This window comes from Paraburkholderia sp. BR14320 (genome assembly GCF_040948665.1).
Lineage (GTDB): Bacteria > Pseudomonadota > Gammaproteobacteria > Burkholderiales > Burkholderiaceae > Paraburkholderia > Paraburkholderia youngii.
This window is the reverse complement of the sequence record NZ_JBFPKG010000004.1, coordinates 52,223-65,076: the sequence shown is the minus strand read 5'-3', so window position 1 is coordinate 65,076 and position 12,854 is coordinate 52,223. Positions and strand designations below refer to the sequence as shown.

At 63.5% G+C, this 12,854-nt stretch carries 10 protein-coding genes; 5 read left to right on the top strand and 5 right to left on the bottom strand.

The window, feature by feature from the left end; all coding sequences use genetic code 11:
- Positions 1–4 precede the first annotated feature (4 nt).
- Positions 5–859, bottom strand: coding sequence for an H-NS family nucleoid-associated regulatory protein (locus AB3X89_RS05795; protein ID WP_368582284.1), 855 nt, complete (start codon positions 857–859; stop codon positions 5–7).
- A 211-nt stretch (positions 860–1,070) separates the two neighbouring features.
- Positions 1,071–1,409, bottom strand: coding sequence for a hypothetical protein (locus tag AB3X89_RS05790; protein WP_368582283.1), 339 nt, complete (start codon positions 1,407–1,409; stop codon positions 1,071–1,073).
- 407 nt (positions 1,410–1,816) lie between these two features.
- Between AB3X89_RS05790 and AB3X89_RS05785 the strand changes: the two genes are divergently transcribed.
- On the top strand, positions 1,817–2,068 hold the full coding sequence (locus tag AB3X89_RS05785; RefSeq protein ID WP_368582282.1) for a hypothetical protein: 252 nt from the start codon (positions 1,817–1,819) through the stop codon (positions 2,066–2,068).
- A 21-nt stretch (positions 2,069–2,089) separates the two neighbouring features.
- Here AB3X89_RS05785 and AB3X89_RS05780 read toward each other — a convergent pair whose 3' ends face one another.
- From AB3X89_RS05780 to AB3X89_RS05770, 3 genes are all read right to left on the bottom strand, one after another.
- Positions 2,090–3,163: a DUF6765 family protein gene (locus tag AB3X89_RS05780; protein ID WP_368582281.1), complete on the bottom strand. Its 1,074-nt coding sequence runs from the start codon at positions 3,161–3,163 to the stop codon at positions 2,090–2,092.
- Between the two features lie 276 nt (positions 3,164–3,439).
- Positions 3,440–3,901 carry a DUF488 family protein gene (locus AB3X89_RS05775; RefSeq protein WP_368582280.1) on the bottom strand — a complete coding sequence of 154 codons (462 nt, stop codon included), beginning with the start codon at positions 3,899–3,901 and terminating at the stop codon, positions 3,440–3,442.
- Positions 3,902–4,004: 103 nt separating this feature from the next.
- Positions 4,005–4,406 (bottom strand): FKBP-type peptidyl-prolyl cis-trans isomerase, encoded by a 402-nt coding sequence (locus tag AB3X89_RS05770; RefSeq protein WP_013092241.1) that lies wholly within the window; start codon positions 4,404–4,406, stop codon positions 4,005–4,007.
- A gap of 199 nt (positions 4,407–4,605) precedes the next feature.
- Here AB3X89_RS05770 and AB3X89_RS05765 point away from each other — a divergent pair, with 199 nt between their 5' ends.
- From AB3X89_RS05765 to AB3X89_RS05750, 4 genes are all read left to right on the top strand, one after another.
- Positions 4,606–7,248 (top strand): ligase-associated DNA damage response DEXH box helicase, encoded by a 2,643-nt coding sequence (locus AB3X89_RS05765; protein WP_368582279.1) that lies wholly within the window; start codon positions 4,606–4,608, stop codon positions 7,246–7,248.
- Positions 7,245–7,907: a ligase-associated DNA damage response endonuclease PdeM gene (gene pdeM / locus AB3X89_RS05760; protein ID WP_368582278.1), complete on the top strand. Its 663-nt coding sequence runs from the start codon at positions 7,245–7,247 to the stop codon at positions 7,905–7,907. The genes AB3X89_RS05765 and pdeM overlap by 4 nt, the downstream gene beginning before the upstream one ends.
- 222 nt (positions 7,908–8,129) lie before the next feature.
- Positions 8,130–10,490, top strand: coding sequence for a hypothetical protein (locus AB3X89_RS05755; RefSeq protein WP_368582277.1), 2,361 nt, complete (start codon positions 8,130–8,132; stop codon positions 10,488–10,490).
- A gap of 879 nt (positions 10,491–11,369) precedes the next feature.
- Positions 11,370–12,758: an FAD-binding oxidoreductase gene (locus AB3X89_RS05750; RefSeq protein WP_368582276.1), complete on the top strand. Its 1,389-nt coding sequence runs from the start codon at positions 11,370–11,372 to the stop codon at positions 12,756–12,758.
- The last annotated feature ends 96 nt before the right edge of the window (positions 12,759–12,854 follow it).

The window sequence follows — 12,854 nt, the reverse complement described above, 5'->3', positions numbered from 1 at the left end:
GCTATTACGCGCCTGCTTGCGTCTCGGGCGTTTGCGGAGCCGCCGGCGCGACGGGCGCGGCCGTGCTCTTTGCGGCAGCCTTGCGGGCCGGTGCTTTTCTTGCCATCTTCACAGCGCTTTTACGGCCAGCGGTTTTCTTCACCGCGGCTTTCCGGCTTGCCGGCGTTGCCTTTTTGGCTGCGGTCTTTTTCACGGCCGTCTTGCGCGTTGCTTCTTTCGCCACTGCTTTTTTCGCCGTGGCCTTCTTGCCTACCGCGCTTGCGGTCGCTTTCGCCTGGCCGCTCTTTGCCGCCGTTTTCGCTGTTTTCGGAGCGGCAGCCGCGCTCGCCCCATCGATCAGGAATTTGCTGCGATCCTTAACTGAGGCAAGCCATGCCGGCGCCGGACCGCGTCCGCTCCAGGTCGCGCCGGTTTTCGGATCCAGGTACTTCGGCGGCTGGGCGCCTTTCGGCTGACCTTTGCCGCGCTTCGCGGCGGGAGTAGCCGCGGCTTTGCTTGCGCTCGCAGCATCGATCAGGAACACCGTGCGGTCCTTCGCGCCGGCGATCCAGCCAGGCGCGCGGCCGTGACCCGTCCAGGTCGCGCCGGTTTTATGGTCGCGGTACTTCGCCGGCGTGGCCGACTTGGCGGCTTTGCTCACGCCAGCAGGTCTTCCCCGGCCCGTACCCGTATTGCCATTCAGACCTCGCGCGGAGCGTCGTGCCTTTGCCTGTGCTTCGATATCGGCAGTCGTTAGACCGTGCTTGAGCATCAACTCGCGAATCTGATCGACCGCGGCCTGTGCTTTTCTGGCAATGAGAACGTCAGCTTGCGCCTGGAGCTTCTTAAGCTTTGCTTGGATTTGCTCTAACGAAGGCATTTGATTGCTCCTTATGTGGTAATCGTCGAACTATGCCATGAATGACCGAAGAAAGGCAGTCTATTGACCTATCCTGAGCTTCAATACATCGATACGAGCGCCGATGCAGCGTTCAAATAACAAAAGCTTTCAGTTTTTCTACCGGGTCATCGAAGCTTTCTTCCCTTTCCTTCCTTCTTGATTCCTCTCTTTTTCATTTCGGTTCCATCACTCAGATAGGTGTAAAAACGACGACCTGGCGATCGGCAATGTACCTCACGCTCCGTATAAAGCGGTAGTGTTGACCGTCCGCCGTTATCCGGTTCAGGCCCAGGCGGGTCAGTAGCAGCATTTCATCTGCCTGGAAAGCATCGACGACACCGGAATCCGTTAAATCCTCCAATGCACCCGATGGATTTCCGACATAAACGTTGCGCGCCTGCTTGCCGATCCGCATGACGACCACGCTTTTTCCCTCGTCGAGCGCCAATTCGAGAAAGCTCGCGAGCGTACGCAACGACTCCGGTGTGCAAGTCCTGGTCTGATAGATCGCTGCATTCGATGGCGTCATTTGTGTTCCCCGTCATCCGCATCGACGGCAAATAGCGCGCCGTCATGCTTTCTGGCTTTAGTCGCTTCTACTATAGCCCGGCATTTGGATATTCAAAGGAGAGTAGCCCACTTTTTATTTGAAAACGGTCTTTTTTTTGGTGAACTGCTATAGCGAACCGATTCAAGCGTGTGCGAAACGCCACTGACGATACGTGCAAAACCGCTGCTCCGGTAACTTACCGTTACCGATCTTGCAGCACCTGTTGCTCCTGCTCTGTCCAGGTCCATTTACACTTCATAACCGTGCCCAGCCTCGGATGCAGAGCCAATAGAGAGTCTTTTGTCAGCCGCCATGCTCGCGGCAGCTATTGAAAAAGACGTTGGGCCACCCTAACTTCGATCCACTCAAACACGATGGTACTTACAATGAAAGCTGACCTTATTCGGACCACCCTCGGGGCACTGGCAGTTTCGTTCGCAATGGCAGGCACCGCGAACGCGGCCGGTTGCCTGAAAGGAGCGGTAGTGGGCGGCGTCGCCGGGCACTATGCGGGACATCATGCGGTGGTTGGCGCGGTCGGCGGCTGTATCGTCGGACGGCATGTGGCCAAAAAACACGCCGAAGAACAGCAGGCGGCGGCTCAGGCCGCGCCACATCAGCCAGCCAGAATGCAGTAACTGACGCCCCTCTCCATTCACTCAGGCAATGCGCAATCCGCGCGCGGGCAAGATCTCCTGGGTGGTCACGAAACGATGCTGTTTGACCGCGTCGTGAAAGAGGCGGTAGTCGCTCTTTTCGAACGCGGTCGTCCACTCCGGTCTGTCCCCGGTGTCGTCATCACACAACAAACCGGTGGCCTGGTACTTCCACGAACCCTGTCCTTTGGCGATATAGCCGGGCACGGGTTCTTTCAAACCCGGAATACGGCCGGCACTTACCCATTCGCAAACGGTTCTCAAACGCAGGTTGTCGTCGGGTTCGCGGTTCGTATCGAGCAGTCGGGTCAGTACGTCTTTGACGTCGTCCGGCATGCCGGGCTGGTTTTCGAAGTCTTCGCGTCCGGCCAGATAAGCTCGCACGACACGACAACTCATATCCGCCGCTTGCACGAAATCCGGCAAATTATGTCGTGAGATGAAGTGATTGCAGCCGTCGATGTAATGCCAGCGTGCCCACGGCTGGTCGGGATAATGCAACGCGGCGCCGTGGCCGACCGGTAACGCGATCGTCAGAACGTCCGTCTCGACGCGCTCGATCAGATGCGCGACCGCCAGTTCGAGGCTCGCGAGCCAACCTTTGCGCGTGCAATCCTGCGCTTCGAGAAGATGTACGCGATTCCACGGGCTTTCGATGCCCGCGAATCCCTGGTGCGCCCAGGTATCGACATACGTATGAAGCGTCACGCCGAGCCGGTGCAACGCGGTCTCCGATTCGCGCTGCCTGATAGCGCGCCGCACGACTTCGCGCGCGACTTCACTGTCGGGCCGGCAAACCGCCTTTTCCTCGAGACTGTCACCCACCCCGGCCGGCAGAAAATGGAACGGCGCCCATACGAGCCGATTCTGGTCGTTCTCGGTATTGGCGTAATCGAATAACCTGTGCGCGGTCGCGAATCGCTCGAATGTCTCGCCGCCCCTGAACCGAAGTATTCCGCTCGTCGTTGCGTCGTCGACGTATTGGCAGGCATGCGCGACGGTTTGCGCATCGCCGGCCGTCATGCCGCCGACGCGCGCGGCGATGTAGACCACGCCGTAATGGAAGTCGATATTCATGGCAGGCGCTCCTGGCGCGCATAATCACGGCCGGTCTGTGGCCGGCGATAGGGCGAGACGAATACAGGGAGCTGCGCGTGAGTAGATAGTAGACGAGCGAGCGGCACTCGCCTTGAAATAACATGCGTATTGGGCGTGTTTTTCCACGTTTCGCGCCAGGCTACTATTCGGGCTACTGAAGGAAAACGCCGGCGGCGCCAGCGAAATGCAACCTGCCGGCACAGCAAGCCGCCGGGCCACGAGGCCGAAAACGTAACCCGGCCCGACCGGCGCCGGTCAGGTCAAATGTGTAACGGAAAGACGATTGTTCCAGTGCTGGTTCAGATACTCGAGCGCGAACATCCGGTGACAATGATGTGGTAAATGTTCACTGCAAAGCAGGCAGCCCGATTCAAATAGCGCGATATCCAGATTGCTTTCCACACGGCGGCGCGCGATGAGGTCGAGATATTCCTCGCGAAAGTTCTCCCAGCTCAACTGCTTGCCCTGATAGCGTTTGAGCAGTTCCGGCTCGGGAGCCAACTCCGGAATTTCCACGTACGCCGCATTGCACAACTGCTCGAGAAAGAACGGCAGATCCTGCTTTTTCGCAAAACCCGCCAATTGCGACGTGTTGTTGAGGCGAACGTCGAGCACCGTGCGCACCTGGGCATCCTTCAACAACCCGAAGAACTTCTGGGCGCTCTTGCCGGTAAAACCAATACTGGCCACCTGTACGGTACCTTTGTCACGTTTCATCGTGAGTCCCCTTGGCGGGCCATTCGGCGCCCATAAAAAAGCCTCGCTGCGATTAGCGCAGCGAGGCTCGGTGGCAGTGCATGTTTAGCGCCGCTCGCGCGCTTTACTTGACGATGTCGACCAGTTCGACTTCGAAGGTCAGATCGGTATTCGGCGGAATCGGGCCGACGCCGCGATCGCCATATGCGGTCGCCGCCGGGCACGTGAGTCGCGCCTTGCCGCCGACTTTCATCTTCTGCACGCCTTGCGTCCAGCACGGAATCACGCGATTGAGCGGGAACGTGGCCGGGCCGCCATGCTTGGCCGAGCTATCGAATTCAGTGCCGTTGGGCAGCGTGCCGCGGTAGTTGACTTTTACCACGTCGGTCGCGGACGGTTGCGGGCCCGTGCCTTGCGTCAGATGTTCGACGATGACGCCGGACGGCAGCTTCTCCGTGGTCGGCGCGGCAGCCATCGCGGTCGAGGACAGAACGGCTGCGGCCAGCAAAGCAACGAGTGATTTCAAAGCAAATCTCCAGTGGGGTAGTCCGTTTGATTGTAACGGATCGGGTGTCGGCCGAGGCTCCCAGATACTGCCGGATGCCGTGGGTCGTTGCGCGCCTGTCACGAACCTCGCTGAACCGCCGCGCGAGCCCGCGGTCCACATGAACGTCCGGCGCGAATCGCCGGCACGCGAATCCGCCGCACCGTTGAGAGCGCTTCCAATGACCGAGCCGGCCCATTCCGACCACCCCGCCGACGACCCGACCGCCGCGCCACCGCCCGCCGACGAGCGCGTTCGCGCGCCAAGGCCGCGCCGGATTCCGCGCAGCCGCGCCCAACAGGCGCGGCTCGATGCGCGCGAACCCGCTTTCGAGCCGCTGCCGTTCCCCTCGTATTCACCCGAGGACGCGCGCCGCCCGTTCGCGGACAAACTCGACGCATGGTTCGCCGCGCGCCGTTGGCAGCCGTTCGAGTTTCAGCGCGAGGTATGGCGCAACATCGCCGCTGGCGCGAGCGGCGTGCTGCACGCAAGCACCGGGGCCGGCAAAACCTGGGCCGTGTGGTTCGGCGCGCTAGCCGCGTTCGCGAGTGCCGCGTCGACACAGCGCAAGCATCCCGAACCGCTGACGGTGCTCTGGATCACACCGATGCGCGCGCTCGCGGCCGACACCGCCCGCGCGTTGCAAGGCTCCGCGGCTGAACTCGCGGTACCCTGGAGCGTCGGTCTGCGCACCGGCGATACGTCGGCCGCCGAACGCGAGCGGCAGAACCGGCGCATGCCGTCCGCGCTCGTCACGACGCCCGAGAGTCTGACGCTGATCCTGACGCGCGCCGATGCGCGCGAAGTACTGTCTCGAGTGCGGCTCGTGATCGTCGATGAGTGGCACGAACTGCTCGGCAACAAACGCGGCACACAGACGCAACTCGCGCTCGCGCGTCTCACGCATTGGCGGCCCGGCTTGCAGGTGTGGGGGCTGTCGGCGACGCTCGGCAATCTGTCGTTCGCGACCGAGGTCCTGCTCGCGCCGGTCGCGACGCCGCGCGTCAGTGTGCACGGCGCGCTGTCGAAAGCACTGATCGTCGACACGATCATTCCCGACACGATCGAGCGCTTTCCGTGGGGCGGTCATATGGGCATGCGTCAGGTCGATGCGGTCGCGCGCGCGATCGACGAAGCACGCACGTCGCTCGTCTTCACGAACACGCGCTCGCAATGCGAGGTGTGGTATCAGGCGCTGCTCGATGCGCGCCCCGAATGGGCCGGCGCGATCGCGCTGCATCACGGCTCGCTCGATCAGCAGGTACGCGAGTGGGTCGAACGCGGGTTGAAGAACGGCTTGCTAAAGGTCGTGGTATGTACGTCGAGTCTCGATCTCGGCGTCGATTTTCTGCCGGTGGAGCGCGTGTTCCAGATCGGCTCGCCCAAAGGCGTCGCGCGTTTGATGCAGCGCGCGGGCCGCTCGGGACACGCACCCGGTTTGCCGTCCCGGGTGACGATCGTACCGACGCATGCGCTCGATTTGATCGAAGCGGCGGCCGCGCGTGAAGCCGTCGACAAACGGCAGATCGAAAGCCGCGATACGCCGCAAAAGCCGTTCGACGTGCTGGTGCAGCATCTCGTCACCGTCGCGATCGGCGGCGGCTTCGACGCGCGCGAGCTGTACGATGAACTTCTGCATACCTATGCATATCGCGATCTGACGCAGCAGGAGTTCGACTGGGCGCTGAGTTTCGTCGAAGGCGGCGGCGCGACGCTGCGCGCGTATCCCGACTACCATCGCGTCGCGCGCGATAGCGACGGTCTGTACCGCGTGCCGCGCGACGATCTCGCACGCCGGCATCGCAACAACATCGGCACCATCGTCGCGAATGGGACGTTGAACGTTGCTTATCTATCGGGCGGCCGCATTGGCGCGATCGAGGAATCGTTCATCTCGCGGCTCAGACCCGGCGATGTATTCACGTTCGGCGGCCGCGCGCTGGAACTGATCCGCGTGCAGGATATGACGGCGTGGGTGCGGCGTGCGAGTTCATCGCGTGGGGCAATGCCGCAATGGGCCGGCAGCCGCATGCCGCTATCGTCCGAACTCGCCGATGCGACACTGACGATGCTCGCGCGCGCCGCCGACGGCATTTACGACGAGCCGGAAATGCGCGCGGTTCGGCCGCTGCTCGAATTGCAGCAGAAGTGGTCGGCGTTGCCCGAGCCGGGCGTGCTGGTCGTCGAGCTGCTGAAATCGCGCGAGGGTCATCACTTCTTCTGCTATCCGTTCGCCGGGCGCACAGCGCATATCGGGCTTGGCGCTCTGCTCGCGTGGCGGGTCGCGCGCGACGAGCCCGGCACGTTTTCGATTTCGATGAACGACTACGGTTTCGAATTGCTGTGCGCGCAGGCGTTCGATTGGGACGCGCACCTGCGCAATGGCCTGCTTTCACCCGACGAACTCGATCACGACATTCTTGCGAGCCTCAATTCGTCCGAACTCTCGTTGCGGCGCTTTCGCGAGATTGCGCGGGTGTCGGGCCTCGTGTTTCAGGCGCATCCCGGACAGCAGAAAAGCGCGCGGCAATTGCAGGCCTCGAGCGGGCTTTTCTACGAGATCTTTCGTCAGCACGATCGCGGCAATTTGCTACTGGGCCAGGCCGATACCGAAGTACTGCTACAGGAACTCGACGTGCGGCGCATTCGTATTGCGCTCGAACGAATGAACGCGAGCCGCGTCGTGCTCACGCGGCCCAGGAAGGCGACGCCGTTCGCGTTTCCGTTGATCGTCGGACGCCTGCGCGAAAAAGTCAGCACCGAGAAGCTCGCCGATCGCGTCGAGCGAATGCTGGCCGAACTCGAAAGGGCGGCGCAACGATGACGGTGAACTCACTTGCGATCGACGTCGGCGGACGGCCTCTCGTGCTATCGAGCTTGCGCGCGTGCTTCGATCCGGTGCTGCGCGCGCTTTTTATCGCCGATGCGCATTTCGGCAAGGATGCGGTGTTTCGCGCGCGTGGCATTCCGGTGCCGACTGGTTCGACTGCGGAGAATCTGCTGCGGATCGATCGTCTGATCGCCGAGTTTGAGCCGGCGACGCTGGTGTTTCTCGGCGATCTGCTGCATGCGCGCGAGTCGCTGTCGACACTTACGCTCGATGCTTTGCATGCGTGGCGCGCGCGGCATGCGTCGATGCGCGTGGTGCTGGTCGAAGGCAATCACGATCGGCATGCCGGTGCGTTACCGCTTACGCTGGATGTCGAGTCTGTGCGCGAGCCGTGGCATTTCGGGGCGTGGGCGCTGTGTCATCACCCGCATGCGGTCGATCATGCGTATGTGCTCGCGGGCCATGTGCATCCGGTCTATCGGATCGCCACGCGGACCGATTCAGTGCGCGTGCCGTGCTTTCGCTTCGGGATCGATCGGGGGGTGCTGCCGGCGTTCGGGAGCTTTACTGGAGGCGCGCGTGAGACGGGGCGCGTTTTGGGGGAGAGAGTTTTTCTGGTCGTGCAGGAGAGGGTGATCGAGTTGAGGGGTTGAGTGGTCGGCGGGGGCCGTCCACTTCGTTGCCTGATTGCGTTTTTGTTTGCGGGTTGGTTTGCTGATTCGCTAGCGTGGTTTTTTGCTGGCTTTTTCGCTGCAAACTTCCCGCGGTGCTCGAGCGCGGTCGGTGTGGAGGCCGGGCGGCGCCGGCCTCCTCTCCTGGAGGGAGCCCCGCGAGGTTCGCGGGACCGTTGCCACTGCCTAGTGGTTGCCGCCGCCGTGGCCGCCGTTGCCGGAGCCACCGCCGCCGTAGCCGCCGTGGCCTCCGCGGCCACCGTTGCCGAAGCCGCCGTTGCCGAAGCCGCCTCCGTTGCCTTGGCCGCCGCCATTGCCGCCATGGCCTCCGCGACCTCCGTTGCCGAAACCACCGCCGCCTTGGCCACCACCGGCGCCGCCGTTTCCGCCCCGGCCACCGCCGTTGCCTTCCCCTCCACCGTTGCCGCCAGGGCCGCCGTTTCCGGAACCACCGTTGCCGTAGCCGCCGCCTTCGCCGCCATGGCCACCGTGTCCGAAGCCGCCGTTGCCCTGGCCGCCGCCTTCACCGCCATGGCCGCCGTTGCCTTGGCCGCCGCCTTCACCACCATGGCCGCCGTTGCCTTGGCCGCCGCCTTCACCGCCATGGCCGCCGTGTCCGAAACCACCGTTGCCGTGGCCGCCGCCTTCGCCGCCATGGCCACCGTTGCCCGAGCCGCCGTTACCCTGGCCGGCGCCTTCACCACCATGGCCGCCGTGTCCCGAGCCGCCGTTGCCCTGGCCGCCGCCTTCACCGCCATGGCCACCGTTGCCCGGGCCGCCGTTACCCTGGCCACCGCCTTCGCCACCATGGCCACCGTGTCCGGAGCCTCCGTTGCCCCGGCCGCCGCCTTCACCACCACGGCCACCGTTGCCCGAGCCGCCACCGCCCTGGCCGCCGCCTTCACCGCCATGGCCACCGTGTCCGGAACCGCCGCTGCCCTGGCCGCCACCTTCACCGCCATGTCCACCGTTGCCCGAGCTGCCACCGCTATGGCCGCCGTTGGCGGAACCGCCTTTGCCTTCGCCACCGCTGCTACTGTGGCCGCCGTCGCCATGGCCGCTTTCGCCATGACCGCCATCGCCATGGCCGCCGTCGCCATGGCCGCCATCGCCGTGGCCGGCATGCCCATCTCCGCCGTGGGCATGACCGCCGTCGCCGTCACCATCGCCACCGTGGCCGTGGCCATGACCGCCATCGCCGTCACCGTCGCCACCGTGGCCGTGGCCATGACCGCCATCGCCGTCACCGTCGCCACTGTGGGCATGACCATGACCGCCATCGCCGTCACCATCGCCACCGTGGCCATGACCATGACCATGACCGCCATCACCGTCACTATCGCCACCATGGCTGTTGCCATGACCGCTTTCGCCGTCACCATCACCGCCATGGCCGTGGCCATGACCGCCATCGCCATCGCCGTCACCACCGTGGCCATGACCATGACCACCGTCGCCGTCACCATCACCGCCATGGCCGTGGCCATGACCGCCATCGCCATCGCCGTCAGCACCGTGGCCATGTCCGTGACCGCCGTCGCCATCACCATCACCACCATGGCCATGTCCATGACCGCCATCGCCATCGCCGTCACCACCGTGGCCATGTCCATGACCGCCATCGCCATCGCCGTCACCACCGTGGCCATGTCCATGACCGCCGTCGCCGTCACCATCACCGCCATGGCCGTGGCCGTGACCATGACCACCGTCGCCATCACCATCACCGCCATGGCCGTGGCCATGACCGCCATCGCCATCGCCGTCACCACCGTGGCCATGTCCATGACCACCGTCGCCATCACCATCGCCGCCATGGCCGTGCCCATGACCACCATCGCCGTCACCATCGCCGCCATGGCCGTGCTCATGACCACCGTCGCCATCACCATCACCACCGTGGCCATGCCCATGCCCACCACCATCCCCACCGCTATCACCGCCACCGTTGTTGCCGCCATCGCCGCCCGTGCCGCCATTCCCCGAACCATCACCGCCGCTTCCAGCGCCTCCGTTACCGTTGTTGCCGGAACCGCCATTACCGTTGTTGCCGCCGGTATCTCCCGAGCCCACCCCGCCCGTGCCGGAATTAGCCGAACTATTTCCGCCACTGCTGCCCGCGCCCGTCGACGACGTCCCGTTGCCCGCCGAGGAGCCGGTGGACGACGTCGGGCCAAGCCCCGCCGCCGCGATGCCGAGGGCACCCGCCCCGAGCTGCCCGAATCCGTGCGAGGTGCAGCCCGGCCCGCCGCCCGACGGACATCCGCCTTGCACGCCCGCCTCGGCGAGCGCCATCACTCCTGGATTGGTTGCAGGCGCGGCGTTGCTCCCCGAATTCGTCTGCGCACCCGCCATCGCCGCATAAAGACTGACCGCGACCGCCAACGCCGCCCGCCGCGTGCCAAGTATCCACGCGTCCCCGTTTTGCTTTTTCATTTCACCCTCCTAATTATTTCCCCTGAGCGACCGGTCCAATTAACGAGTGAATCTCGGCTCGTCAAAAAAATGAAAGTCAAAGCCTTTGCGCAACTTCGCCTAATGCGAATTAAAATGCGCTCGCACTAAATACTTCTCTCACGGAAAATCCCCGGTCCGATTTGGCGTGCTTCGAGAGAATGGGCTGGCCGTGCGCGCACGTGATCGTGAGAGCCGCACAGCGAGGCTTGATGGACGTTGAAGTTATTCGCAGTGCAATCGCGCGACCGTGCGTTAGACCACGCAATGCGATATTGGCGAGACGGCTTTCCAGGCAGGGGGAAACGACGATGCGTCCGTCAAATCCGCTAATCCAGATTCTTCAGACGGGAAGCTAAAACTATCACCCGCGATGCAATTTAACCGACAAAAAGAAAATTAACATTCGGTTTTATCGGATGAATTCCGACACCATTTACACGTCATCCGTTTTATTCATGTGGCCATTCGCACATAAGAATGAAAATTGGGAAAGCCGAATGAGAGAAATCCAATAGACAACACCATAAAAATCACGGAAATGCGCGCGCGAAACATTACGCGTAGTTGCATAACGCGTGCGCGTCGCAAAAAGCGATGTGGCGATGCGCGCTGCCTCGCAGAGTCGCCGAACGTGCGCCTCAGCCACACACCATCGCGACCCACGCGATATCCAAAGTGTCGTGGCACAACCACCAGCGCGTCAGATAACCAACACATTGGCGCGCACGCTTTTTCCGGAGCATTCCCACCATCTTCGGCGCCAGCGTCGCGTATCGTCGGGTTGCGCTGCCCGCAAACGCCCGTCCCCGCAAGCTACTGCGCGGGATCGCCCCCATACGCGGGTAAACCTTTGTTTGACTTCGTCGCGCCGCCCCGTTTACTGCACGCAGCCGAACCTCTCAATCCGCTTTCATTCTCCGCCCGCATTTTGTTTGGTCTGCTGAGCAGAGTTCTGCGAGCGCCCTCCCCTCTCCGACGAGGTACAACATGGTTACTATCTCCAGCAGCGCCGTCGACGAATTCAAATCCACACTGCGCGGCCAGCTTCTGCTGCCCGACACGCCGGGCTTCGACACGGCGCGCAGCATCTGGAACGCGATGATCGACCGTACGCCCGCGATGATCCTGCGCTGCGCGGGTGTTGCCGACGTGCGCAGCGGCGTCGCCTTCGCGCGCGACAACGGCCTGCCGCTCGCCATTCGCGGCGGCGGCCACAACATCGGCGGCAGCGCTGTGTGCGACGATGGCCTCATGCTCGATCTGTCCACGATGAAATCGGTGCGTATCGATCCGCAAGCGCGGCGCGCGTATGTCGAACCCGGCGCGACGCTGCATGATTTCGATCACGAAGCGCAGGCATTCGGACTCGCGACACCGCTCGGCATCAACTCGACGACCGGCGTCGCAGGTCTGACGCTCGGCGGCGGCTTCGGCTGGCTGAGCCGCCGCTACGGCATGACGATCGACAACCTCGTCGCGGCCGACATCGTCACCGCCGACGGTGAATTGCGCCACGTGAGCGCCACTTCGCACGACGATCTGTTCTGGGCGATTCGCGGCGGCGGCGGCAATTTCGGCGTCGTTACGCTATTCGAGTTCGCGTTGCATGAGGTCGGCCCGCTCGTGTATGGCGGCCTCGTCGTGTTGCCGCTCGCCGACGCGAAGGAAGCACTGATCAAATACCGCGATGCCGCGCCGGCAATGCCCGACGAGCTGGCCGTCTGGGCGGTCGCGCGGCTCGCGCCGCCGCTGCCGTTCCTGCCGCCCGACGTGCACGGCAAACCCGTGCTGGTGTTCGCGATGTGCTACAACGGCCCGGTCGACAAAGGCCCGGCCGCGGTGGAAGCCGTGCGCGGCTTCGGCAAGCCGCTCGGCGAACATCTTGGTCCGATGCCCTACGAAATCTGGCAACAGGCCTTCGATCCGCTGCTGACGCCAGGCGCGCGCAACTACTGGAAGTCGCACAACCTCGGCACCATCGACGATGGTCTGATCGACGCACTGCTTCGCGCGATCGACACGTTGCCGTCCACGCAATGCGAAATTTTCTTCGGGCTGATCGGTGCGCAAACGCAGCGCGTGGCGGTCGACGCAACCGCTTACCCGGCCCGCAACACGCTATACGGCATGAACGTGCACGGCCGCTGGGACGATGCGCGCGACGACGAGCGCTGCGTCGCATGGGCGCGCGCCTTTTTCGAAGCGGCGCGCCCGTTTGCGCTAGGCAGCGTGTACGTCAACTTCATGACGGAGGAAGAAAGCGGCCGTATCGCGGATGCCTATGGGCCGAACTATGAGCGGCTCGTCGCCGTGAAGAACCGCTACGATCCGCACAACCTGTTCCGCCACAACCAGAACATTCGCCCAACCGTGTAGCGACGACGCGCAACGGCGAGCAGCGCGAAACCGCGAACTGCAAGTGGCCGCGCCGCCCTGGCGCAAGGCGGCGCGGCGCTTGGGCACGCTCCCTGC

Excerpts from the sequence above, each read along its gene's own strand:
- pdeM (WP_368582278.1), top strand. The coding sequence starts at position 7,245 with ATGACGGTGAACTCACTTGCGATCGACGTCGGCGGACGGCCTCTCGTG.
- AB3X89_RS05785 (WP_368582282.1), top strand. The coding sequence starts at position 1,817 with ATGAAAGCTGACCTTATTCGGACCACCCTCGGGGCACTGGCAGTTTCG.
- AB3X89_RS05750 (WP_368582276.1), top strand. The coding sequence starts at position 11,370 with ATGGTTACTATCTCCAGCAGCGCCGTCGACGAATTCAAATCCACACTG.
- AB3X89_RS05795 (WP_368582284.1), bottom strand. The coding sequence starts at position 859 with ATGCCTTCGTTAGAGCAAATCCAAGCAAAGCTTAAGAAGCTCCAGGCG.
- AB3X89_RS05790 (WP_368582283.1), bottom strand. The coding sequence starts at position 1,409 with ATGACGCCATCGAATGCAGCGATCTATCAGACCAGGACTTGCACACCG.
- AB3X89_RS05765 (WP_368582279.1), top strand. The coding sequence starts at position 4,606 with ATGACCGAGCCGGCCCATTCCGACCACCCCGCCGACGACCCGACCGCC.
- AB3X89_RS05775 (WP_368582280.1), bottom strand. The coding sequence starts at position 3,901 with ATGAAACGTGACAAAGGTACCGTACAGGTGGCCAGTATTGGTTTTACC.
- AB3X89_RS05780 (WP_368582281.1), bottom strand. The coding sequence starts at position 3,163 with ATGAATATCGACTTCCATTACGGCGTGGTCTACATCGCCGCGCGCGTC.